The organism is Hwanghaeella sp. 1Z406 (genome assembly GCF_048892425.1).
Taxonomy (GTDB): domain Bacteria; phylum Pseudomonadota; class Alphaproteobacteria; order UBA8366; family Aestuariispiraceae; genus Pacificispira.
Map to the genome: position 1 here is coordinate 103,585 of NZ_JBLZHU010000006.1, position 21,901 is coordinate 125,485.

The window sequence follows — 21,901 nt, forward strand, 5'->3', positions numbered from 1 at the left end:
AGGCGCTAAGATGTCTGCGACCGATATCATTCCGCCGCCGGAACTTGCCAAACCAGCTACGATGGCCTGCCGTTTGGGAAGTGCCCTGACAGTGCTGATACCTCTTGCGGTGTTTGCCATTTCGTTTTCCGCTGACAGCGCAAGCGCGATTGCCGGAATGGTGGCTTCCGTCGTATTTGGCGGTATTTTGTATCGTTTTTGGGGACGGCTCAGTCTTCCTGCCATGCGTGAGCAGGCAATTGTGTTCTGCATCGTGGTTTATGGTGCATTTGTCGCTGTGTATCTGGAAGGCTTCAGCCTTTATCCCTGGTCGACTTTTTCGGGCTTGGTCAGCGTTGTCTTGATATCCATGATGGTGGCCGTGACCTGGAAAGAAACTCGCAAAGCGCCGATCACGGCAAAATTCGGACTGATTATCATCGCCCTGAATATTCTGATGGTGTGTATTGCCCCAATTTTGGCACCGCATGGACAATCACAGGTTTTGGGCGGGTCATACCTGGTATGGGGAACGCCCTTTTCAGACGGTGGCACAGCATGGCTTGGAACGGATGAACTGGGTCGCGACTATCTTTCACGCATGATCTTTGCAATCCGCAATACAGTCGGGATTGCCATTGTGACGACGGCGCTGACCTTCATTGTAGGCGCTTTTGTCGGGCTGTTGGCGGCCTCTTTGCGGGGCTGGGTTGATCAAGGTCTCAGCCGTATGGTCGATGTTCTGATGGCAATTCCCCCGCTGATCTTCGCCTTGCTCATTCTGACCGTGGTGGGGACCGGGGTTGTTAAGCTGGTACTGGTCATCGCCCTGTTGGATTCAACGCGGGTATTCCGCCTGTCGCGCTCTGTCGCCATGAATATTGTCGTGATGGATTATGTCGAAGCGGCTAAGTTGCGGGGCGAGAAGCTGATGTATGTGATTTGGCGCGAAGTATTGCCAAATGCCGCAGCGCCCTTGATTGCGGAATTTGGATTGCGGTTCTGTTTCGTCTTTCTGTTTATCAGCTCGCTCAGCTTCCTGGGGCTTGGCTTGCAGCCGCCGACGGCTGATTTGGGGTCCATGGTCCGCGACAGCGCCAATCTGATCAATTTCTATCAGTTTAACAAATTGATGGCCATCACCCCGCTGCTGCCGGCCTGCGCGATTGCCTTGCTGACAATCGCGGTGAACTTCGTGGTGGACTGGTTCTTGCACAAGACAAGTGGATTGAAAGAATGACCGACCAAGAAAATCGCGGTTCCAAAGGGGATATCCTGTTGGAGATCAAGGGCCTGAAAATCGAAGGCCGCGCAGACGAGGACTGGATCGAGATCGTCCATGGCGTAGATGTGACGCTGAAGCGGGGGGAAGTCCTGGGCCTGATTGGTGAGTCCGGGGCGGGCAAGTCAACGATTGGACTGGCAGCCATGGGTTATGCCCGGGACGGCTGTCGTTTGAGCGGCGGGGAAATCTGGTTCGACGGGTTGGAATTGCGTGGGGCATCCGATGAACAGCGCCGTAAATTACGCGGCCATCGCATCGCCTATGTCGCCCAATCGGCGGCGGCGTCCTTCAATCCGGCCCATAAGCTGATAGATCAATATTGCGAAGGACCGGTTCAACACGGTGTAATGTCTCGCGATAAGGCGGAAAAGGATGCCAAGGATCTGTTTCGGCGGTTGCGCTTGCCCAATCCCGATACGATTGGCTATCGATATCCGCATCAGGTGTCGGGTGGACAGTTACAGCGCGCCATGACGGCCATGGCGATGGCCTGTCGCCCGGACCTGATCGTGTTTGATGAACCGACAACCGCCCTGGACGTGACAACACAAATTGAGGTTCTGGCGGCCATCCGGGACATTGTTGAACAGTTTAATACCGCTGCTATCTATATCACCCATGACTTGGCGGTCGTGGCCCAAATGGCGGATACGATCAAGGTCTTGCGTCATGGTCATACAGTAGAGGAACGCGATACAAGAACCCTATTGTCCAAGCCGCAAGAGCAATACACATCGGATCTGTTGGCCGTGCGCAGCTATGCACGGGAAGAGCGCCAAAGGCCCAATGATGAAGGGCCCGTCCTGCAGGTCCGCGGCGTCGATGCGTCTTATGGCACGGTGCCTGTATTGTTTAATGTCAGTTTTGATGTCTACAAGAAGCGCACTGTCGCTGTGGTGGGCGAATCCGGCAGTGGCAAGAGCACAACAGCGCGGGTTATCACTGGCCTGTTGCCCCCCAAAAAAGGCGATGTTCTCTATAAAGGTGAAGTTCTACCTGTCGACTATCGTGCCCGCAGCAAGGATCAACTGCGCAAGATGCAGATGATCTATCAGATGCCCGATACAGCCCTTAATCCCAAATCGCGTATTCGCGATGTGATCGGGCGGCCTGCCAGCTTCTATTTGGGGCTCAGTGGTAAGGCACTGGAAGCCCGCGTGAAGGATCTTCTGCGCTTGGTCGAGCTTGAGCCGGATCAATATTACAACCGCCTGACCACGGAACTGTCGGGGGGACAGAAACAGCGTATCTGTATCGCCCGCGCTCTGGCGGCGGAACCCGAAGTTATCATCTGTGATGAAGTTACCTCGGCCCTGGATCAGTTGGTGGCTGAAGAAATCTTGAAGCTTTTGCAGCGGATGCAGGATGAATTCGACCTGTCCTATATGTTCATCACCCATGATCTGGCAACGGTGCGCGCCATTTCAGATGAGGTGGTGGTGATGCAGAATGGCAAGGTTGTCGAGTCGGGGCCCAAGGGGGAAATGTTCACCCCACCGCATCACGACTATACGGATCTGCTGTTGTCATCTGTGCCGGAAATGGATCCGGATTGGCTGGACCATCTCCTCGCCGAACGCGAAGAAATGGCCCGCCAGGGTCGCGTGCTGAAAGCCGCTGATAACTAAGATTTACCCAACAGCAATTCAGGCAGATACAACACAATTCCGGGCCAGGCGATCAGGCCCGCGATTGTCAATGCATCTGCGATGAAGAAGGGGGTGGCCCCCTTGAAGACCTGTTGCACCGTAATATCAGGCCGCACGCCCGCAACCACGAAGCAGTTTAATCCAATGGGGGGCGTGATCAGACACAGCTCCGCCATTTTCACCACGATGATCCCAAACCAGATCGCACAGCCAACGCCCGACATGCCAAAGGCACTGTCTGCGGCGCTGACGTCCAGGCCACCATTCAGGGCCATGACCGCCGGATAGACGACAGGCAGCGTCAACAGCAGCATGCCAATCGCATCCATGAACATGCCCAGCACGGCATAGGCCATCAGGATGATGATCAGGGTCAGCATCGGGCTTTGATGCAAGGATCCGATCCATTCTGAAAAGGCACCTGGCAGGTCTGCAAACCCCAGGAAGCGAACGTAAATCAACACGCCCCAGATGATTGTAAAAATCATCACCGACAGTTTTGCTGTTTCCAACAGGGCGCTTTTCAGTTCTTTCCACCGCATGCCGCGATACAGTGCCATCAGGAAGACAACGAAGGCCCCCAAGGCACCGCCTTCTGTTGGCGTCCCCCAGGCGTCCCCGCCGAACGGGTTATAGACAAAGAAGATAATGATCGCGATGACGAAGAAGATCGGGAAGGCGCCGGGCAGGGATTTAAATCGCTGAACCCAGGTAAATCCGCCGACGGGCGGCCCAAAATTCTTGAAGGTCATGGCCAGACCAATGACCAGACTGCCATAAATCACGGCGGAAAAGGCACCCGGCAGAAACCCGGCCAGCAGAAGCGCGCCGACATCCTGTTCCACAATAATGGCATAAATCACCAGAATGGCAGATGGTGGAATCAGGGAGGCAAGCGTGCCTGCTGCCGCGACAACGCCTGCGGCAAACCGTTTGTCATAGCCAACGGCCAGCATTTCAGGAATCGCCACCCGCGCGAAAACGGCAGAGGTTGCCACCGATGCACCGGAAACCGCTGCGAAACCTGCTGTCGCAAATACGGTAGAGACCGCCAATCCGCCCGGCAGCCAGCCAACCCAACGCTTGGCGGCTTCAAACAAGGCCTTGGTCAGGCCCGCGTAATAAGCCAGATAGCCGATCAGGATAAAGGTTGGGATCAGCGATAAAGCCTGTGAAGAAATCTTTGAATGGGGGACCTGGCCTGCGGTCTTTACGGCAACCGTCAGGGCCCAGAAGAACTGATCGCCCGCCATGCCTTTCTTGGCCCAGAAGATCCAGACCAGACCGATGAGGCCGGCCAGAGCAGCCGCAAAAGCAACCCGCATACCAATCATGACCATGATCAACAGGATGATGGTAACCGCAATTCCGATATCGATGCTGCTCATTGTTTTGTACCCTTTTCATCAACATCGAAACCGGAAACGGTTTCCGCTTCACGCGCTGCAACGGTGCTGGCGTCTTCGATCATGGGCACTGCGACAGGATCGTTTGTCCCGCGAATCAGGGCCGCGCCATAGCCCCAGATTTGTAAGACCAGGCGCAGACACAAAACACTGAAAGCAATAGGTGCCAAAAGCTTCGCGGGCCAAATCGGCAAGCGAATGTCCAGTGTCGAATCGCGGCTCCACATCGGGGAGGCAAAGTCGAAGGAGCGCTCAAAATGGGCATAGCTGCCCCAGACCATCAGCATCATCAATATCAGCATGACGACGCAGGAAACGACTTCCGCCAACCAAAGCGGGCGTCCTTTTAGGCGTCCGATCAGGATATCCATGCGAATATGACCGCCAAGGCGCTGACAATACGCGATCCCGATGAAGGCGATCAGCGGCATCGCTTGTTCGATCCAATCGACATAGCCGGGCAGGGGGGAATTAAAAAAGTGGCGGCCGGTCACACTGACTACGGCCAGTAACATTAACGAAAAAACAGCAATTCCGCCGATCAGGGCAAAAAACTCTTCCAGCCGATAGAGGCTGCGATCAATTTTGCTTAAGGTTGAATTGTCGGTCAGTATCGATGTCGCGCCGGACATGGTGCCTTGCTCCCCAATGGAAACCATAGAAATTGCAAGAAGGGACCGCCACCGTTTCACCTGATGGGGCTGAAACGGTGGCGGACAATGTGACCAGCCCGATAGGGGCGTGTCAGGCGTAATCCTTACTTGGCAATTACACTATGCACCAAATCCAGCAGTTCTTGTGCGGGAAGGCCGCGGGCGTTGTTTTCCTCAACCCAGGCTTTGGCCGCCGGACCGGCGACTTTTTCACGGAACGACGCCAGAGTGGCTTCGTCATAGGTGATCCGCTCGACCCCCTTGGAATCCAGCAACGGACCCCATTTGGCCATGGTTTGGTTATTGTAGTAATCGATGTAGTAAGCCAAGGCTTCGTCCACTGATCCCAACAAGGCGTCGCGTTCCTTATCGCTGAGGGCGGCAAGGGCATCTGTGTTGACGACGACTGGGCAATTCACGGTGCCGGGATTCAGATTCGTCGTCCACCATTTGGCATTTTCAACGGTGCCAAAGGACATATGGGCATGGGGGGCAAATGCAACCGCCTTCACGACGCCGCTGTCCATTGCCTGGCGGGTTTCTGCGGCAGGAACTGAAGTCGGGATTGCGCCAAGTGTGCTCATCGCTGCGCCGATCCCACCGGTTGCCCGGACGCTCAAGCCGTCAAACCCGGCCAGTGTTTTTGGCGCATCGCCAACGCCGACAATGTTATATTGTGGCATCGGGGTTGGCATCAAAAGCGTTGCATTCCAGCGCGCTAAATCTGCGACAACCGCTGGATGGCTGTAGACCGCTTGAGACACTTCAACTTCTTTTTCCAATGAATCAACGCCCAGGAATGGAAGCTCCAGCACAGTGATCGATGGGTTCTTATCTTCATGATAACCGGCACAGAACTGTGCCATTTCAAAGGCGCCGATGGAAATGCCATCCAGGTTTTCTTTTGCCTTGGACAGGCCGCCATAGGAAATATTCAGGGTAAATTCGCCGTTCGTCTTTGCGCTGACCAGTTCAGCGATTTTTTCGACGTTTTCGGTGAAGGCGCGGCGTTTGCCCCATACAGAGACATTCCATTCTGTCGCCAAGGCTTCGCCGGCAAAAGCAAATACCAATGTGGTTGTGGCCGCAAGACCGAGCAGGTTGCGTTTCATTGTTACCTCCCAAAGGTTATAGATACGCAGTTGATGCGTTTATAGTCGAACTATAACGGGTTCCTGCCGTTCAACCCATGAAGGAATCTGCCAAACAGCCATTTTTGCCCTGCGGATTTCCGCAGGGCTTCAAGAATGACTGATTACATCACTTATTCTGGAATTTAATTTGCGGCAGACTTGGCACGGGCCATAAGGGTTTCTGGGGTATCCTCAGGCTCCAGCGCGGTCGCTCCCCCTATGGCCCAGGCCCGAACGGACTGCATCACATCTTCCCCCAGATTGAACTCTGAGTTATGCAGGATACCGATAATGCGCTGGGTAACACCATTTGCCTCTGCGCGCGGTGTTTCTGGAAGCAGGATGCCAAATGCATCGGGCCCAATACGCGCAACCGTATCTTCAATACGGGTCATGCTGGTGATCCAATCGGCCAGTTGATGGGCCAGTATTTCAGCATTTTCGGTACCGTATTCTTCCTTGATACGGGGCAATGTTGGGATGGACAGATAGGCCATCGCCAGGCGGGCGTTACGCGCCTGGGCGGTTTCAATGGTTCTGGCCAGATGCGCATCCCAGAAATCTTTGGAATAGGCGACGCCGCTGATATCGGCTGTTTCATCCTTCAGCAATGCCTTGAAAGGATCGCGCAATGTCCAGCGCAGCCGTTGGCGGCCAACCAGCATATGGATATAGGTGCACAGTCGATCCGCATCGGACAGGCCAGACAGAACGATTGCGGCACCCCCCCGATAGAAATCCTTGGCGCGATCGCGTGTGGCTGGGGCCGTCAGCACAAGTGTTGGCAAATTAAACAGGCGAGGATTGTGTCGAATATGCCCACACAGATATTGCGTGCGTTCAAAATCATCGGCACTGGCGGTCATGATCACGGCGGCATCGAACCGACCATTGTCCAATGCATCCGCCGCGCGGAAATACCCGGTTTCCGGCACGCATTCGAAGCCACCATCGTTCAAGGCTTCGACCAGATCGATCATCGACGCATCATCGGGGGCAACGGCAAGCACCAGGGGCCGCACCGGATAGGCGCGAACAAAATCCTTTGGATCAACTGTTAACCCAAAATCTGCCGCCGTTTTGATGCGCCGGGACAGTTCTGCCTGCATGACCGACGAGCGGGTTAATCTGGGCAGGCGTAACAGCAGTTCCTGGTTGTCATCATTAGGTCCCAGAATGTCATCGACATCTTCATCCCGAACCAGGGTCAGCAGGTCTGCCTGGGGCGGCAGATCCAACAGGACGATGGGAATGGATTGCGTCGCGTCTGCTGTTTTCAACGCCCTAACAATATTCAATGAATCCACGGGGGCGCTGAATTGCCCCATAAGGATGACGTCTGGCATTCGCGATCCGGCCAGCCCGATCAGCGTGTGAGCATCAGAAGCCTGAATACAGCGATAGCCTGCCGCATTCAGAAATTCTGCGCGCGAAAGCGCGCGTTCCGGGTCCGGGTCTCCGATCAGGATGTAAGCCAGATGTGGCATTGCCTTTTAAACCCTTCCCCAACAGTCTTGTTCTGTGACTATAAAACCCGTCATTCAATCGCAATCGGTCTTGACCAAGGCGCTTCACTAAACAACAAAGATAGGAAAATCAAACCGGTGTGGCGAGCAAAATCAGGCATAACTCGCAGTTCCGGAGAATGATCTGCGTTTTGGAGGAGCATCAATGTCACAAAGGCATGAATCGATATATGATCGAGACCTGGATCGGGGGGAGGCGAATTATGTGCCCCTGTCGCCAATTAGCTTCCTGAAACGCGCGGCAACGGTGTTTCCGAACCGCACGGCCATCATTCACGGCGATCTGCGCTATACCTATGGAGAATTTTATTCCAGGGTTCGTCGATTTGCCTCCGCTTTGAAGGCGCGGGGCATCGGGCGCGGGGATACGGTATCTGTGTTAAGCCCAAATGTGCCTGCCTTGCTGGAGGCGCATTATGCGATCCCGATGATCGGTGCGGTGCTGAATGCCCTGAATACAAGGCTGGATGGCGCGACCATCGCTTTTATCCTGGAGCATGCGGAAACAAAGGCTGTGCTATCGGAATGTTCCCTGAATGGGGTGATGGGGGAGGCCTTAAGGCTGACCAAGAACCGACCAGAGATCCTGATCGACATTGTTGACCCGATGGAACCGGAAGGGCCGCGCATTGGCACGACGGATTATGAAACGATGCTGGTGCAGGAAGGGGATCCCACCTTCACCCATAGTCTGCCTGCCGATGAATGGGATGCGCTGGCGCTGAACTATACATCCGGCACGACGGGCAATCCGAAAGGCGTCGTCTATCATCATCGCGGGGCCTATCTGAATGCGATGTCCAATGCCCTGACGTTCCAATTAAACAGCCGGTCGGTGTATTTGTGGACATTGCCGATGTTCCATTGCAATGGCTGGACCTATACCTGGGCCGTCACAGCCGCCTGTGGCACGCATGTATGCTTACGGCGTGTCGATCCGGCGCTGATTTTTCCAATGATCCGCGATCATGCGGTGACGCATATGTGCGGGGCACCAATTGTGCTGACCATGTTGATCCATGCCCCGGCCGACCAAAAAGTTGAATTCCCGCAACGGGTTGAGGTCTGTACAGGGGGCGCAGCACCACCGTCTTCGGTGATCGCAAAGATGGAGGGTATGGGCTTTAACGTCACGCATATGTACGGCATGACGGAAAGCTATGGCCCAGCAACGGTGTGTTCCTGGCAGCCAGATTGGGATGGGCTGGAATTGTCGGAACGCGCGCCCCTGATGGCGCGACAGGGGGTTGCAATGGTCGCCCTGGAAGAACAGCGCGTTGCGGATCCTGAAACCTTTATTGATGTGCCCAAGGATGGGGAAACGATCGGGATACTGATGCTGCGATCCAACACTATCATGCGCGGTTATTTGAAGAACCCGACAGCGACACAGGAAACGCTGAAGAATGGCTGGTTGAATACCGGTGATCTGGCGGTCATGCATGAAGATGGCTATGTCGAGATCAAGGACCGCGCCAAGGACATCATCATTTCAGGCGGGGAGAATATATCGTCCCTGGAAGTGGAAGAGGTCCTGTTCCGCCATCCAGATATCATGGAAGCCGCCGTGGTTGCGGCACCTGATGAAAAATGGGGGGAGACGCCCTGTGCCTTCGTAACGCTGGCACCAGGCAAGGAAGGTACCTTGGATGATGTTGCGGTGATTGAATATTGCAAACAGAATATGGCCCGCTTTAAGGCACCCACTCGGGTGATATTCGGGCCTTTGCCAAAGACAGCGACAGGGAAGATCCAAAAATTTGTACTGCGCTCTCAAGCAAAGGAAATCTGAGACGATGGAATTAAGGTTGGACGGAAAACGCGCCCTTGTGACAGGCGCTTCCAGCGGTTTTGGGCAACATTTTGCGCGCACACTGGCCATGGCGGGGGCGGATGTCGCCCTGGCCGCACGCCGTATTGATCGGCTGGAAACAGAGGCTGCGTCGATCACACAGGATACCGGACAAAGGGCCATTCCCGTTGCGTTGGATGTCGCCGATGTTTCGTCGATTGAAACCTGTGTTTCTGCCACTGTCGATGCGCTGGGCGGCATTGATCTGCTGGTGAATAATGCCGGTATCGTCGTCACCAAACCGTCCCTGAAACAGACTGAAGCCGATTGGGATCAGGTGATGGATGTCAATTTGAAGGGGGCGTTCTTCGTCGCCCAGGCCTGTGCCCAGCATATGGCGGACGGGAGCGGGGGCGCGATCGTCAATATTGCCAGCCTGCTGGGAGAGCGCGTTTCAAAGACGGAAATATCCTATTGCGTGTCCAAGGCGGGACTGGCGCATATGACCAAGGCGCTGGCCTATGAATGGGCGAAACATGGCATACGGGTCAATGCGATATCGCCTGGCTATGTTAAAACCGATCTGAACCGTGCTTTTCTGGAAGGGGAGATGGGGCAGACAATGATGCGCCAGATTCCAATTCGACGCTTTGGGGAGCCGGAAGACCTGGACGGCGCATTGCTGTATCTATTAAGTGACCTCGCGGCCTGGACAACAGGCCATATCCTAACCGTCGATGGGGGCCATTCTCTGGCGACCCCCTGATCAGAAAGGTGACATATCATGATTATCGACCACCGCACCTATACCGCCCATCCTGGCAAGCTGCCGGCATTCCTGAAAGCCTATGAGGAGCTGGGTTTTGCCCTGCAGACCAAACATCTGGGCAATCCCGTCGGCTGGTATATCTCGATGGATATCGGGGAGCTCAATCAGGTGATCCATATGTGGCAGTATGAAGATCTGGCGGATCGCGCCGCGCGGCGCGCTAAATTGGCGGCAGAACCTGGCTGGGCCATTTATCTGAAGGAAGCCACCCCCTTCCTGCAGAAGATGGAAAACAAGATTTTGACGGTTGCTCCCTTCTTCAAACCATAATTGAGAGATAATACGTTATGGATTTCACATTACCGGCTGAGGTCGATCGCCTGCGTCTTCAGGTGCGCGAATTTGTTGATACACATCTGATCCCTATGGAATCGGATATAACCACATATGACGCGCATGAAAACATTGCAGATGTCCCATTGGCGGCCATGCGGGCCAAGGCCAAGGATGCCGGTCTGTGGGCCCCGCAAATGCCGGTGGAGAGCGGTGGTCTGGGCCTGAACACCCAGGGCATGGCGGCGTTCTATGAAGAAGCGAACAAGTCGATCTTTGGGCCGGTCGTATTCAACTGTGCGGCACCGGATGACGGCAATATGTTCATCCTGAACCGCATTGCGCGCGACGATCAAAAGGAAAAGTGGTTACAGCCCATTGTGAATGGGGATGTGCGTTCTGCCTTTGTCATGACGGAACCAGCCCCTGGCGGCGGATCAGATCCGTCCATGATCCGAACCCGCGCGGAAAAGCAGGGTGATAAATGGATCGTCAACGGCCATAAATGGTTCATCACCGGGGCCGGTGTTGCCAGTCATTTCATCCTGATTGCCAGAACATCCGATGACACACGTAAAGGCCTGACAGCCTTTATGTTCCATAAGGACCAGCCCGGCTGGGAAATCATCCGGCGGATCGCGATCATGGGACCGGAAGAACATGGCGGGCATTGTGAGCTGAAATTCAACGGGCTGGAAATTCCGGATGAAAATCGCCTGATGAATGTGGGGGATGGGTTGAAGCTGACCCAAATCCGCCTGGGCACGGCGCGCCTGACCCATTGCATGCGGTGGCTGGGCCTGTCACAGCGGGCCCTTGGCATTGCGCGGGATTATGTTGAAAACCGTGAAGGGTTCGGCATGCGACTGGCAGATCGTGAATCCGTGCAATTGATGCTGGGCGATGTCGCCATGCAGATTGAACTGGGGCGTCTGTTGACCATGCGTGCGGCCTGGACACTGGATCAGGGCGACAAGGCCCGCAAAGAAGTCTCCATGGCCAAGATTCAGGTGGCCGATACGCTGCATACGGCGGTGGATACTGCCATCCAGTTGAATGGCGCGCGGGGATATTCCAAGGACACGGTGCTGGAATGGATATATCGCTATGCCCGTCAGGCCCGCTTGGTCGATGGTGCATCGGAAGTTCACAAAATGGTGCTGAACCGTTTCCTGACGGCAGAGGGCGATGATTTCTGGCGGTGGGGCGTTTGATCATGCAGGGATTGTCCGCACAGGATAAGGAACGCCTGTGTCAGTGTTTGGCGGACGTATTTTCCGCCCGGTCAGTATCAATAGACGCAATGTCAATTCTGTCTGGTGGCGCGATCCAGGAAAACTGGGCACTGGACCTGACCATTACCGGGGGCCAGCGGGACGGGCATTTGTCGACTGTTTTGCGCACCGACAGCCCCACAGGGGTCGCAGTCAGCCTGTCACGGGCGCAGGAATTTTCGTTGCTTCAGGCGGCATGGGATGCGGGGGTTACTGTTCCCGAACCCTTGCTGTGCGTCACGGATATGGCTGTGATTGGCAAGGAATTCTGCCTGATGCGCCGGGTGGGCGGAACCGCCTTGGGACAGCGCATTACCCGCGATATGACCGTTGGCGGCGACCGGGAGGCCTTGACGGAACGTCTGGGGCGAGAGATGGCGCGTATTCATTCTATCACCCCACAGACCCATCAATTCGCATTCCTGGATGCACCACCTGATGATCCGGCGGCGGCGGAATTGGCGTCCATGTGCCGGTTTCTGGATGAAATGGACCGGCCGCGCCCTGTTCTGGATTGGACAATCCGGTGGCTACAGCGCAATCGGCCCGAACCGCAGGGCACTGTTCTGGCCCATCATGATTTCAGGACCGGAAATTATATGGTCGACGAATCTGGATTGACCGCCATTCTGGACTGGGAATTCGCAGGCTGGTCGGATCGGTGTGAGGATATCGGCTGGTTTCATGCCATGTGCTGGCGTTTTTCCGGTCGCGATAAACCAGCCGGTGGTATTGGCAGCAGGGAGGCGTTTGCCCGTGGATATGAGGGCGTCTCAGGAATCAAAATTGATCAGACACGTGTCTATTATTGGGAAGTTTACGCGCATCTGCGCTGGGCCGTGATTGCCCTTCAGCAGGGGGACCGGTATTTGGTCGGCGGGGAACGAACCCTGGATTTGGGACTTACCGGACGACGGCCGGCTGAAATGGAATTGGAAATGTTGCGCATGACTGCGCCTCACACTCTGGGAGAGGCCGCATGACGCCCGATAAGCCAGAATCGCAGGATTTACTGAAAGCCGCCCAAGATGTGATGAAATCGGTCCTGATCCCGGCGTTGCCAGAGGAAAACCGCCTGGATGCGTTGATGGTCCTTTCCATTATGGCAGGGGCACAGCGGGATCTGGCGGATCATGGTGGATTGGCGGAACGACAGGCCGCGCGATTGCAAAAGATTCTGCCGGATGGCGGCACTGTTCGGGATCTGTGTGCAGCGATACGCAAGGGTGACTTCGATCAGGGGGAGGCGGCACAGGCCTTACACGCCGTGTTGATGGAAGATGTTAGGGATCGCCTTGAACTGGTCAATCCGAAATACCTGAAAGCAGCGGGTTAGGACGGCTGCGGGTTAGATAAAAGCATCTTCCATCTCAACCCGACGCTCTGGTCCTTTGTATCTCGGGTCGATGCGGCGGCGTCGATCCGGTCCGAAATATGTCGGGGACCTGACAAATTTCTTCGGGTTCTTGAAGGTAGCATCCACCCGCTGTTTAATGGACTGCATGGTCAAGGGTTTGACCAGGAATTCAGAAACACCGGCGTCGCGGGCTTCATAAACCACCGGCAGGGAGGTTCTTTCGCTCATAATAATGATCGGAAGATAGCGGTTTGGACTTTCATCTGACAATCGAATGTATTTGGTCAATTCGATGCCATTCATGGGTTCCATATTCCAGTCAACGATCAACAGATCGGCGGTGTTCAAGGACAGTTCATCCAGAACGTGATGAGAATGGGTTACGGTCGTGATTCTAGAAATGCCGAATCCCCCCAGAATGAACCGTGTCATGCTGAGGATCGAACTGCTGCCATCGGCAATCAGGACTGAGAGATCGTCATAACTGTTAGGCATATCTGGCCAGCGCCCTTTGTATTCGGTTTAAAGAGTGCCCGATTGATTAAGGACAAAATGGTTCGCAACCGCCCAAGATGATTGATCATACAATCGTGCCCCGAATGATCGAGTTTGTCATCCAATAGGTTTCGTCATTTCGCAAATAGTGACTGGGATGCATGCGTGTTAACTGTTCCGAGGGGCGGTGTTTAGTTTGTCGAACTGCGCTGCTTGGTCCCTGGGGCTTGTTTTTCCGGGCGGAATGCCTCATACCCTTCGCCACGCAGTCGAATGACCCTCTCTCTTGAGGGTTTGTGCTGATGTAAAGTTTCATAGATCAGGTTTTGCGGCAGTGTGCCGTTTCACTTAAAATTCGAAAATAAGGCCTGGATGGCGCATAGATGTCAAAAGAAGAACTGATTGAATTTCAAGGAACTGTTGTCGAAAAACTGCCCAATGCAACATTTCGGGTAGAGCTGGAAAACGGGCATGAGATTATTGCCCATACGGCCGGCAAAATGCGTAAGTTTCGCATTCGGGTTATGGTTGGCGACAAGGTCGACGTGGAAATGACCCCCTATGACCTGACAAAGGGACGGATTACCTTCCGCCACAAGTAAGTTCCAATTTCTGTTATGAATAACGTTATGATCCCTTATTTTTAAAGGGGTTATTATGTCTATGCGATTGTCGAAAATTTTACTTTAAATCGTACTCTTTCTTCCTATCTGATGATGAATCATGAATAGGAAGGTAAGCACATGAAATATTTATTAAAATCACTGATTGTATTAGTGGTGATAATGTTTGGAAACACCACTTCTTTCGCACAAGACCAAGCCGTCATTGGAAAGGTTACGCGCCTGCAAGGCAGCGCAAGCGAACTGCGTGGGACAGCAGCCCAGTCGCTAGAGGCTGGGTCGTTAATTCACGCCGGGGCGGTGGTCGAAACCGGCGCGGAGTCGAGGCTGGAAGTCGTTTTCATTGATGCTTCTCAATTAACCATGGGCGGTGATGCGCGCATCCAGATGGATGAACTGGTATATTCCACATCCAACCCTGACGCTAGCGGCCTTCAGGCATTTGAGGTTCTTGCCGGAACCTTCCGGTTTCTTAGCGGGGCGGTTGGTCGCAATGACCCCCAATCTGTTCGGATCAGCACACCTGTGGCCACGATTGGTATTCGCGGGACGGATTTGTTCGGCGGGCCCTTGGAGGCTGGAATGCCGCCGGGACAATTGCATTATGGTTTCATGCTGATATCAGGTGCCATCGATGTTCGGGGGCGGCAGGGCACGGTCACTCTGGATGAACCCAATGAGGGAACGTTCCTTCCTATGTCGGGAGAGGCCGCGCCAACAGAACCGACCATATGGTCACAGAATGCCATTGATGAGGCCTATGCCTCCGTCGCCTTTGAATAAGGTTTAACCTGTTCAGGATGTCAGCTTGATCGATGCTTCGATCAGATGTGTCCGTAACAGTTTCACAGCACGGCGCGCGTCTCGTTGCTCTATGCAGCGATACAGCGCGTCGTGCTGTTCCAACCAATGGGGCTCGTTTGTCGCAAGGGTGGAATACTGTGCCCAATAGGCCTGAACGCTGGCTCGCAGCGACTCTATGATCTCCACCTGTTTAAGACGTCCTGACAGGCGGTAGATCGTTCTGTGGAACTCATTATCTGCCGCCCGCCAATCACCACCATCCGCTTCCAATCGACACAATCTTAGCGCCCGTCGGATGGCAGGAAGGTCTTCATTCTTTATGGCCTTTATCGCCCGGTCTAATGCGTCGCATTCCAGGATCAGTCGCAGGTCATAGATTTCTGTTATCTGGTCGGTTGTCAGCTTTGTGACAACTGCGCCGCGATTGGCTTCGATGCTGACCAATCCTTCGGAACTGAGTTTGAACAGGGCATCGCGTACTGGGACTCGGCTTACGGCGAACCTTTTTGCCAAGTCTTCCTGATGCAAATGGGTGCCGGGCAGGATCGTTCCCGCCTGAATATCCGCTTTTAGTGTTTCCACGATAGCATCTGCCAATGAGACCGATTTTCTGAGCATTGACAATGGCTTCATCCTGCATGTATAAATGTATACATTGAATTATAATCGATTCTTGCTTCTGTGCAACCATCCAGATGTGAAGGGAGGCTGAGGCAAAAGGCGGTTCATAAGGATCATCATGGCCGGAAAAACACATCACTATGAAATTACCGTTGAATGGACCGGCAATCGCGGGCAGGGGACGTCAAGCTACACGTCCTATGGCCGGGATCATGAAGTAAGAGCGCTGGGCAAGCCGCCAATATCGGGATCCGCGGACCCGGCCTTTCGAGGCGATAGCGAGCGCTGGAACCCTGAAGACCTGCTGGTCGCGTCTCTATCAGCCTGTCACAAGCTTTGGTACCTGCACCTGTGTGCTGTCTCGGGAATCGTAGTTAGTGCGTATGAGGACACGGCGACCGGTCGGATGGTGGAAGACCCCCAAAAGGGTGGCTACTTCACGGAAGTGACTTTACGCCCCAAGGTCACAATCACGGGATCGTGCGATATGGACCAGGCTCGGTCCCTGCACCATCAGGCCCACGAAAAATGTTTCATCGCGAATTCTGTTACATTTCCAGTTCTGTGTTATCCCGAAATCGTGCAGGCCTGACAAACCGCATTCCGTATTATTGGCGCAGAAAGAATTGAACCGGCAGAACCAGTTCCATTTGTTGCATCGGCATATCGTCGGGTATGCTGGGAAGCGGCTGGGCCCGCTCGATCATCGCCATCACTTCCTTGTCCAGCACACGATAGCCTGAGCTTTGTCGCAGTCGGTGCTCCAGCACTCGACCGTACCGATCAATGACAAAATACAACAGCGCGGTTCCTTCCTGGCCCCGTTTCTGGGCCGATCTGGGATATTCCTTGTGTCGCGCTAACCAGGCTTGCAGCGTAGCAATGTAATCGGCCGTGCTGCCAGGAATACCGCCAGCAGCCTGGGCATCCGCACTGCCTGCCTCTCGGCTGTTTTCGTGACCGGCCTTTCCCTGATTGCCCGAAACTGCCGCGGGGGCCGACGCGGTCTGCACCTCTTGTACCGGGTTTGGTTCGGCTGTCTGCACCGCTGGCGCTTCGACAGGCTTCGGCGTTTCTGGTTGTTCTGTGACCGGCTTTTGTGCAACCGGCTTTTCCTGCGGTTTGGGTCGCTGAGGCTCCGGCGGTTTTTCCGGCATGACAGGCAGCTCTTCAGATATGATTTCGATCACCTCCTCGGGTTCCGGCGGGGTGATCGGCTCCTGAACATCAACAACATCAACAGCCTCAGCGATTTCAATCACCTCTTGAGGGGGAGGGGGCGGCTCTATTGTTTGCACATCGGGCGGAGGATCCTGCGGGGTTACCGTTTCAACAGGCGCCTCGACCATTTCGGCCTCTGATACGTCAGGTTGGACGGGAACTGCGCTGCCCGGTGATCCCCCGATTGGCCCCAGGGATACCTCGATGCCGCCTGTCCCGGCACTAACCGCCCCAGGGGGTGGGTCGTTTTGCCATAATACTGCCCCCGCAACCCCGGCATGCAGAACCACAGCAAGACAAAGGCCCAGGGACCATTGATGCGGTTTGATCCAGTAGGTAGGCGCGGAGTCTAACGTTACGCTCATTGAAGCACTTCCGGTTCAGGGACAGGAACCGTCAGCAGTTTCAGGCGAGTGACACCGATTTTATGAAGCTTTTCCATCACACTGATAACTGCCGTCGCGTTGATTCCGCCATCGGCCCGCAACCGCACCAGAGTTTCCGGGTTTTCCGCAAGGCGTGGCGTCAGCGTCGCGATCAGGTCCGACTGTGACACAACCACGCCATCCAAGGCGATCTGGCCGTCTGATCCCATCAGGATCTGGACATCCATTTCCCCAGGAGAAGCCTGGCTGGCGGAGTGTGCCGGATCAATCTTGAAGGGATCACTGGCGCTCAGGCTGCCTGCCAACATGAAGAAAATCAGCAGCAGGAATACCACATTGATCAAGGGTAGGATGCGGTCATCCTCATTCTTTGGGCGTGGGGGGGTAAAATGCATGGCTTTATTGCCCCTGGCTCTGGATCAGGGACATATCCACCACATTGCTGGCCGCAATACGATCCAACAGATCAATGGCCTGTTGATAGGAAATTCCGGGCGCGGCCTTGACGATGACTTTCTGTTCCGGATTCTTTGCAACACGCGCGGAAATTTTCTCGCTCAAGACCGCCATAGAAACACGTTCCCCGGAAAGGCGAATGCCATCGGGGCGCAACTCAACCATCAGGGCCCCTTCCGCTGACGACCGCCCACGCGCATCACTTGGCGTATTCAGGTCAATTGCACGCCAATCCAGAAAGGAAGAGGCCAGCATGAAGAACACCAACAGGATGAAGACAACATCGATCAACGGCGTCAAACTGATCATGGGTCGTTTTCGCTGACCCTGTGCCGCAAGCGATGTTGGGATACCGGTATTCATGGACCCTATTCTCCTGCCAATGCGGGTACTGTATGGAATCTGGGCTGTTGACGGGATGAATTGGCCGCAGAAGCCGGCACCACCTCATCGGTGGACAGATCCTGTGTGAAAAGCTGGGTGACATAATTGTCCATGTTATGCGCCAGTCGGTCGACGCGGCGTTCCAGCCAGTTCAAAATGACAACAACAGGCATCGCCACGGCCAGGCCAACGGCGGTGGTCAGCAGGGCAACCCAGATACCACCGGACAAAATTGCCGGATTTACCTGATTTCCAGCAGATTCCAATTGTTGGAAGGCGGTGATCATGCCCAAAACCGTGCCAAACAAGCCCAGCAGGGGCGCCAGGGAGGCGATTACTTCGAGCGGCCGGAACCAGGCCCGCATATTCTGTAGAACATCGCCGCCATAGCGCATGACCTCTTCCCGGATCATGGTGTCGGGCAGGCCCCGATGATGCCCCCTGAGACCACGCGCGATTGCTTGTGCAACAGGGTTCCGCGATTTCCCTGCCGTCGAAATAGCCTCTTCAATGCGACCGGCGCGCCATAACGCCAAAGCGGTCTTTGCGGGTTTTAGGTCATTCAGGCGCGCATTTCTGAACTGCAACAGTTTCACCAGGATAATCGCAAGCGCTATGACCGACATTGCGACCAGAATCATCACAACCGGGCCGCCTGCCTGCAGGAAGTCATATGCCCGGTCCAGAAGGGTAGTATCCATCGCACCGTCTGGCACGGATCCATCCAGTGCGGGCGTCCCATCCAACGTGGTGGCATCTGCGCCAGTCCCCTGAACTGGGTCCTGTATCTCGGGAACAGGGGCGGGCGTTTGTGTTTCGGTTTCCATTGCGAATGATCCTCAGTTGCACATTTCGTCCGCACCATATTGTGACTGAGAAGCATTATCAAGGTAGGTTGTTGTGATTGATACTTTTTGTCGAAAGATCAAAATTAATAATGATCCAACAATCGAGCCTGTAATAATTGCCCGCGCCGTTCTGTCCCATTGATTGCGTTGCCTGTCCTATAGGGGCGGCAATGGTTTTCGCAGATCATTTAGGAAATTCGTGCATTTTCAGCATAAGACCACTGACATTTTATCCTGCGGTGCATGCATTGTGATTGTCCGCAAGGGGGCCACTTATGGGACGACGCCTATGGGGACTTTTTAAAGATCTTGGAGATATGACATGGACCACAGCCTTCCCTTGAGCACGGATATCCTGTTCCGGCCCTTGACGCTTAACGGCCTGGCGCTGAAGAACCGGATTGTGATGGCGCCGATGACGCGCAAGTTGAGCCCGAATGGGGTTCCTGGCGCAGCAGTAGCGGACTATTACCGCCGTCGCGCCGAAGGCGGCGTTGGTCTGATCCTTACAGAAGGCACCACAATCAATCGGCAGGCCGCGTCAAATGACTCTGGCATTCCGAATTTTCATGATCCGGAAAGTCTCGCAGGCTGGGCCAACGTCGTTTCTGCGGTTCATGCTGCAGGTGGGCGGATCGCCCCGCAACTGTGGCATCAGGGATTGGTGCGCCAGGCGGGCACGGGCCCTTATCCGAATGCACCTACAGAGGGGCCATCGGCCACCGTGCCGGGAAGCAAGGCGATGACGGACACGGATATTGCCGAGACAATCGATGCCTTTGCCACGGCGGCGGCAGCGGCCAAGAAGATCGGCTTTGATGCGGTGGAGCTGCATGGCGCGCATGGCTATCTGATCGATGAGTTCCTGTGGTCTGGCACGAATAGCCGCACTGACGGCTATGGCGGCGATGCCATCGCCCGCACGCGCTTTGCCACAGAGGTTATATCGGCCGTACGTGCTGCCCTGGGACCGAACTTCCCGCTGATATTCCGGTTCTCCCAGTGGAAGGGCCAGGATTACGATGCGCGTCTTGCGGAAACGCCAAAAGAGCTGGACGCCCTGCTGACCCCTCTGGCCGATGCGGGTGTTGATGTATTCCACGCCTCAACCCGTCGTTTCTGGCAGTCAGAATTTGAAGGGTCTGATCTGAATCTGGCTGGCTGGACCCGCAAGCTTACCGGCGTACCAACCATCAGTGTTGGCTCCGTCAGCCTGGGCGGAGAAGATTTCTTTGGCCAGATCCGGGGAGATTCCACCGGTGCCCCCATCGCCAGCCTGGACGACCTTGTCCAGCGGATGAGCGACGACGAATTCGACCTGATCGCCGTCGGCCGCGCCCTGATCAGCAACCCCGACTGGGCCAATCTGGTCCAGACCGGCAACGCGGACCAACTGCGCCCATTTGAGAAGAAGATGCTGGCGACATTGGACTGATGTGGTGGGAGTGCAATATGAATATCGATCCCGAGCCATGTCGTGGGATATCATCATAATTGGGAAAGTTCAGGAGAAATGGCGGGCCGTGCGGGATAGCGATGAGAACTATCTCTACTCCATAGCCCTCCATGACCCTGCAAAATAAATGTAAGCATGAAGTAATGGCCTTGACGACGCCTGACCGATGCCAACGGCCTGACGGTAGAAGGTGCGGATGATCTGGATCAGCTTTGCCCGGTACAACGGCTTTCTTGAGCCGGGGTTGGACGTGAAGTTCACAACGAGGTTGCGCCGATGCTCCGATACCGGCGCTTGATCAGTTGACTTGGATCAAACCCACCCGCGCTGCGTATGAGTACAGTCCATCCCACTCGATCCAAACGACGCACGCGCTCTGCCGCGCGCCGGGAGAAATCGAGTCGTCGCGCGGTTCGGTCGTGTTCCTTGTGCATCTTCTGGCCGATGCCACAGGAAGACGAAGGGAAGGCTGCGGCAGTTCGACCAGACAATAGCGTCAAGCACCTAGAAGGAAGAAGCGACATGCTGACAATCCACCACCTTTATCCGTCGCGCGCCGAGCGCATCCTGTTTCTGGCCCATGAGCTGGACATCGAACATGAGGTCGTCGCCTATCACCGGGATCCCGAGACACGGCTTGCGCCGCCCGAACTGAAGACGATCCATCCGCTGGGATCATCGCCAGTGATCGTGGACGATGGGCTGTGCATCGCTGAGTCGGGGGCGGCGGTGATGTATCTGACACGAAAATATGGCGGCGGCCGGCTGTTACCCGAACCGGGCAGCCCCGAGGCGATCCGCTGCGAGGAATGGGTGCATTTCAATGAAGCCACGCTCATGGCCTGGGTCGTGAACGTGATGATCCTGCAAATGGCGGGCGCGGCAGGAACGCCAACCCACGAATTCGCGACTTTACGGGTCGGCCGCTATATCGCCTATATGAACGATGCGCTGGAGGGGCGTGATTTTCTCTGCGGCGACGCGATGACCATGGCCGATATCATGACGGCCTTCTCGCTCGATTTCATGATGAATGTCTCGATGCCGGGCCTGTTCGATTTTCCCGGCATGGCCGAGGCCACGGCATTGACCGCCTACGCCGAGCGCCTGCGCGCCCAGCCCGGCTATCTCTACAGTCAGCGTCGGGACTTCTGAAGTCCCGGCGTCAGCACCGGAGGTGCTACGCTACCTGGTTTGGAGTGCGAGAACCGCGCTTGCGACGCAATGATCAGAAAACTCTATCTTATTGGTATTCAATAAAATACTTGACTTGGCATGCGGTAATCGGCGGAATTTGGCGGACAGGGTGGGATTCGAACCCACGGTACGGTTTCCCGCACGCTAGTTTTCAAGACTAGAGCCTTCAACCGCTCGGCCACCTGTCCGCTGTTCTGAGGGGTGAGCTGCCCATCAGGTGGCGGTGATTAGCATTATCGGGAGTGATCTATCAA

At 55.2% G+C, this 21,901-nt stretch carries 23 protein-coding genes and 1 tRNA gene; 13 read left to right on the top strand and 11 right to left on the bottom strand.

The annotated features are described in order from the left end of the window. The first annotated feature begins 10 nt into the window (after nt 1-10). Both ACOSDR_RS13095 and ACOSDR_RS13100 read left to right on the top strand, forming a co-directional pair. Nucleotides 11-1,219 carry an ABC transporter permease gene (locus ACOSDR_RS13095; protein WP_420731551.1) on the top strand — a complete coding sequence of 403 codons (1,209 nt, stop codon included), beginning with the start codon at nt 11-13 and terminating at the stop codon, nt 1,217-1,219. Continuing rightward, nucleotides 1,216-2,892 (top strand): ABC transporter ATP-binding protein, encoded by a 1,677-nt coding sequence (locus ACOSDR_RS13100; protein ID WP_420731552.1) that lies wholly within the window; start codon nt 1,216-1,218, stop codon nt 2,890-2,892. The genes ACOSDR_RS13095 and ACOSDR_RS13100 overlap by 4 nt, the downstream gene beginning before the upstream one ends. On the opposite strand, the gene ACOSDR_RS13105 is transcribed toward ACOSDR_RS13100, so the two are convergent. From ACOSDR_RS13105 to ACOSDR_RS13120, 4 genes are all read right to left on the bottom strand, one after another. Beyond that, nucleotides 2,889-4,301 (bottom strand): TRAP transporter large permease, encoded by a 1,413-nt coding sequence (locus ACOSDR_RS13105; RefSeq protein ID WP_420731553.1) that lies wholly within the window; start codon nt 4,299-4,301, stop codon nt 2,889-2,891. The two genes, ACOSDR_RS13100 and ACOSDR_RS13105, sit on opposite strands and share 4 nt — an antisense overlap. Further along, nucleotides 4,298-4,951 carry a TRAP transporter small permease subunit gene (locus ACOSDR_RS13110; RefSeq protein WP_420723908.1) on the bottom strand — a complete coding sequence of 218 codons (654 nt, stop codon included), beginning with the start codon at nt 4,949-4,951 and terminating at the stop codon, nt 4,298-4,300. Before ACOSDR_RS13110 ends, ACOSDR_RS13105 begins: the two co-directional genes overlap by 4 nt. 125 nt (nt 4,952-5,076) lie before the next feature. Then, entirely contained in the window at nt 5,077-6,084 is a 1,008-nt protein-coding gene (locus ACOSDR_RS13115; protein ID WP_420723909.1) for a C4-dicarboxylate ABC transporter substrate-binding protein, read from the bottom strand. A 164-nt stretch (nt 6,085-6,248) separates the two neighbouring features. After that, nucleotides 6,249-7,592 carry a diguanylate cyclase domain-containing protein gene (locus ACOSDR_RS13120; RefSeq protein WP_420723910.1) on the bottom strand — a complete coding sequence of 448 codons (1,344 nt, stop codon included), beginning with the start codon at nt 7,590-7,592 and terminating at the stop codon, nt 6,249-6,251. Between the two features lie 184 nt (nt 7,593-7,776). Here ACOSDR_RS13120 and ACOSDR_RS13125 point away from each other — a divergent pair, with 184 nt between their 5' ends. The 6 genes from ACOSDR_RS13125 to ACOSDR_RS13150 are packed head-to-tail and all read left to right on the top strand — an operon-like array spanning nt 7,777 to nt 13,135. Continuing rightward, nucleotides 7,777-9,423 carry an acyl-CoA synthetase gene (locus ACOSDR_RS13125; protein ID WP_420731554.1) on the top strand — a complete coding sequence of 549 codons (1,647 nt, stop codon included), beginning with the start codon at nt 7,777-7,779 and terminating at the stop codon, nt 9,421-9,423. Nucleotides 9,424-9,427: 4 nt separating this feature from the next. After that, on the top strand, nt 9,428-10,189 hold the full coding sequence (locus tag ACOSDR_RS13130) for an SDR family NAD(P)-dependent oxidoreductase (RefSeq protein WP_420731555.1): 762 nt from the start codon (nt 9,428-9,430) through the stop codon (nt 10,187-10,189). Nucleotides 10,190-10,207: 18 nt separating this feature from the next. Continuing rightward, on the top strand, nt 10,208-10,522 hold the full coding sequence (locus tag ACOSDR_RS13135; RefSeq protein WP_420723913.1) for an NIPSNAP family protein: 315 nt from the start codon (nt 10,208-10,210) through the stop codon (nt 10,520-10,522). Nucleotides 10,523-10,539: 17 nt separating this feature from the next. Next, the gene (locus ACOSDR_RS13140) at nt 10,540-11,739 is read left to right on the top strand and encodes an acyl-CoA dehydrogenase family protein (RefSeq protein WP_420723914.1); all 1,200 of its coding nucleotides are present in this window, start codon (nt 10,540-10,542) and stop codon (nt 11,737-11,739) included. 2 nt (nt 11,740-11,741) lie between these two features. Beyond that, nucleotides 11,742-12,782 carry a phosphotransferase family protein gene (locus ACOSDR_RS13145; protein ID WP_420731556.1) on the top strand — a complete coding sequence of 347 codons (1,041 nt, stop codon included), beginning with the start codon at nt 11,742-11,744 and terminating at the stop codon, nt 12,780-12,782. Beyond that, nucleotides 12,779-13,135 carry a DUF6285 domain-containing protein gene (locus ACOSDR_RS13150; RefSeq protein WP_420723916.1) on the top strand — a complete coding sequence of 119 codons (357 nt, stop codon included), beginning with the start codon at nt 12,779-12,781 and terminating at the stop codon, nt 13,133-13,135. Before ACOSDR_RS13145 ends, ACOSDR_RS13150 begins: the two co-directional genes overlap by 4 nt. A 12-nt stretch (nt 13,136-13,147) precedes the next feature. On the opposite strand, the gene ACOSDR_RS13155 is transcribed toward ACOSDR_RS13150, so the two are convergent. Continuing rightward, on the bottom strand, nt 13,148-13,651 hold the full coding sequence (locus tag ACOSDR_RS13155; protein WP_420723917.1) for a response regulator: 504 nt from the start codon (nt 13,649-13,651) through the stop codon (nt 13,148-13,150). 383 nt (nt 13,652-14,034) lie between these two features. Between ACOSDR_RS13155 and infA the strand changes: the two genes are divergently transcribed. Both infA and ACOSDR_RS13165 read left to right on the top strand, forming a co-directional pair. Beyond that, entirely contained in the window at nt 14,035-14,253 is a 219-nt protein-coding gene (gene infA / locus ACOSDR_RS13160) for a translation initiation factor IF-1 (RefSeq protein ID WP_169624207.1), read from the top strand. Nucleotides 14,254-14,394: 141 nt separating this feature from the next. Further along, complete coding sequence (locus ACOSDR_RS13165; RefSeq protein ID WP_420723918.1) at nt 14,395-15,057, top strand: FecR family protein; 663 nt, start codon at nt 14,395-14,397, stop codon at nt 15,055-15,057. A gap of 12 nt (nt 15,058-15,069) precedes the next feature. On the opposite strand, the gene ACOSDR_RS13170 is transcribed toward ACOSDR_RS13165, so the two are convergent. Further along, complete coding sequence (locus tag ACOSDR_RS13170; protein ID WP_420731557.1) at nt 15,070-15,660, bottom strand: GntR family transcriptional regulator; 591 nt, start codon at nt 15,658-15,660, stop codon at nt 15,070-15,072. A 157-nt stretch (nt 15,661-15,817) separates the two neighbouring features. Here ACOSDR_RS13170 and ACOSDR_RS13175 point away from each other — a divergent pair, with 157 nt between their 5' ends. After that, on the top strand, nt 15,818-16,291 hold the full coding sequence (locus tag ACOSDR_RS13175; RefSeq protein ID WP_420731558.1) for an OsmC family protein: 474 nt from the start codon (nt 15,818-15,820) through the stop codon (nt 16,289-16,291). Nucleotides 16,292-16,307: 16 nt separating this feature from the next. Here the strand turns inward: ACOSDR_RS13175 and ACOSDR_RS13180 are convergent, their stop codons facing one another. The 4 genes from ACOSDR_RS13180 to ACOSDR_RS13195 are packed head-to-tail and all read right to left on the bottom strand — an operon-like array spanning nt 16,308 to nt 18,973. After that, entirely contained in the window at nt 16,308-17,285 is a 978-nt protein-coding gene (locus ACOSDR_RS13180; RefSeq protein ID WP_420723921.1) for a TonB family protein, read from the bottom strand. Next, entirely contained in the window at nt 17,282-17,701 is a 420-nt protein-coding gene (locus ACOSDR_RS13185; RefSeq protein ID WP_420731559.1) for an ExbD/TolR family protein, read from the bottom strand. The genes ACOSDR_RS13180 and ACOSDR_RS13185 overlap by 4 nt, the downstream gene beginning before the upstream one ends. A 4-nt stretch (nt 17,702-17,705) precedes the next feature. Continuing rightward, a complete protein-coding gene (locus tag ACOSDR_RS13190) occupies nt 17,706-18,125 on the bottom strand; it encodes an ExbD/TolR family protein (protein WP_420723923.1) in 420 nt (139 codons plus the stop codon). 5 nt (nt 18,126-18,130) lie between these two features. Next, nucleotides 18,131-18,973: a MotA/TolQ/ExbB proton channel family protein gene (locus ACOSDR_RS13195; protein WP_420723924.1), complete on the bottom strand. Its 843-nt coding sequence runs from the start codon at nt 18,971-18,973 to the stop codon at nt 18,131-18,133. 343 nt (nt 18,974-19,316) lie between these two features. Here ACOSDR_RS13195 and ACOSDR_RS13200 point away from each other — a divergent pair, with 343 nt between their 5' ends. Beyond that, nucleotides 19,317-20,429 (top strand): NADH:flavin oxidoreductase, encoded by a 1,113-nt coding sequence (locus ACOSDR_RS13200; protein WP_420723925.1) that lies wholly within the window; start codon nt 19,317-19,319, stop codon nt 20,427-20,429. A 543-nt stretch (nt 20,430-20,972) separates the two neighbouring features. Then, nucleotides 20,973-21,605, top strand: coding sequence for a glutathione S-transferase family protein (locus ACOSDR_RS13205; RefSeq protein ID WP_420731560.1), 633 nt, complete (start codon nt 20,973-20,975; stop codon nt 21,603-21,605). A gap of 140 nt (nt 21,606-21,745) precedes the next feature. Here the strand turns inward: ACOSDR_RS13205 and ACOSDR_RS13210 are convergent. Continuing rightward, nucleotides 21,746-21,835: transfer RNA gene (locus tag ACOSDR_RS13210), tRNA-Ser, on the bottom strand. Between the last annotated feature and the right edge of the window lie 66 nt (nt 21,836-21,901).

Coding starts and splice junctions, on each gene's coding strand:
- ACOSDR_RS13110 (WP_420723908.1), bottom strand. CDS start 4,951: ATGTCCGGCGCGACATCGATACTGACCGACAATTCAACCTTAAGCAAA.
- ACOSDR_RS13145 (WP_420731556.1), top strand. CDS start 11,742: ATGCAGGGATTGTCCGCACAGGATAAGGAACGCCTGTGTCAGTGTTTG.
- ACOSDR_RS13115 (WP_420723909.1), bottom strand. CDS start 6,084: ATGAAACGCAACCTGCTCGGTCTTGCGGCCACAACCACATTGGTATTT.
- ACOSDR_RS13165 (WP_420723918.1), top strand. CDS start 14,395: ATGAAATATTTATTAAAATCACTGATTGTATTAGTGGTGATAATGTTT.
- ACOSDR_RS13125 (WP_420731554.1), top strand. CDS start 7,777: ATGTCACAAAGGCATGAATCGATATATGATCGAGACCTGGATCGGGGG.
- ACOSDR_RS13130 (WP_420731555.1), top strand. CDS start 9,428: ATGGAATTAAGGTTGGACGGAAAACGCGCCCTTGTGACAGGCGCTTCC.
- infA (WP_169624207.1), top strand. CDS start 14,035: ATGTCAAAAGAAGAACTGATTGAATTTCAAGGAACTGTTGTCGAAAAA.
- ACOSDR_RS13120 (WP_420723910.1), bottom strand. CDS start 7,592: ATGCCACATCTGGCTTACATCCTGATCGGAGACCCGGACCCGGAACGC.
- ACOSDR_RS13140 (WP_420723914.1), top strand. CDS start 10,540: ATGGATTTCACATTACCGGCTGAGGTCGATCGCCTGCGTCTTCAGGTG.
- ACOSDR_RS13185 (WP_420731559.1), bottom strand. CDS start 17,701: ATGCATTTTACCCCCCCACGCCCAAAGAATGAGGATGACCGCATCCTA.
- ACOSDR_RS13155 (WP_420723917.1), bottom strand. CDS start 13,651: ATGCCTAACAGTTATGACGATCTCTCAGTCCTGATTGCCGATGGCAGC.
- ACOSDR_RS13095 (WP_420731551.1), top strand. CDS start 11: ATGTCTGCGACCGATATCATTCCGCCGCCGGAACTTGCCAAACCAGCT.
- ACOSDR_RS13150 (WP_420723916.1), top strand. CDS start 12,779: ATGACGCCCGATAAGCCAGAATCGCAGGATTTACTGAAAGCCGCCCAA.
- ACOSDR_RS13180 (WP_420723921.1), bottom strand. CDS start 17,285: ATGAGCGTAACGTTAGACTCCGCGCCTACCTACTGGATCAAACCGCAT.
- ACOSDR_RS13135 (WP_420723913.1), top strand. CDS start 10,208: ATGATTATCGACCACCGCACCTATACCGCCCATCCTGGCAAGCTGCCG.
- ACOSDR_RS13205 (WP_420731560.1), top strand. CDS start 20,973: ATGCTGACAATCCACCACCTTTATCCGTCGCGCGCCGAGCGCATCCTG.
- ACOSDR_RS13195 (WP_420723924.1), bottom strand. CDS start 18,973: ATGGAAACCGAAACACAAACGCCCGCCCCTGTTCCCGAGATACAGGAC.
- ACOSDR_RS13100 (WP_420731552.1), top strand. CDS start 1,216: ATGACCGACCAAGAAAATCGCGGTTCCAAAGGGGATATCCTGTTGGAG.
- ACOSDR_RS13190 (WP_420723923.1), bottom strand. CDS start 18,125: ATGAATACCGGTATCCCAACATCGCTTGCGGCACAGGGTCAGCGAAAA.
- ACOSDR_RS13105 (WP_420731553.1), bottom strand. CDS start 4,301: ATGAGCAGCATCGATATCGGAATTGCGGTTACCATCATCCTGTTGATC.
- ACOSDR_RS13200 (WP_420723925.1), top strand. CDS start 19,317: ATGGACCACAGCCTTCCCTTGAGCACGGATATCCTGTTCCGGCCCTTG.
- ACOSDR_RS13175 (WP_420731558.1), top strand. CDS start 15,818: ATGGCCGGAAAAACACATCACTATGAAATTACCGTTGAATGGACCGGC.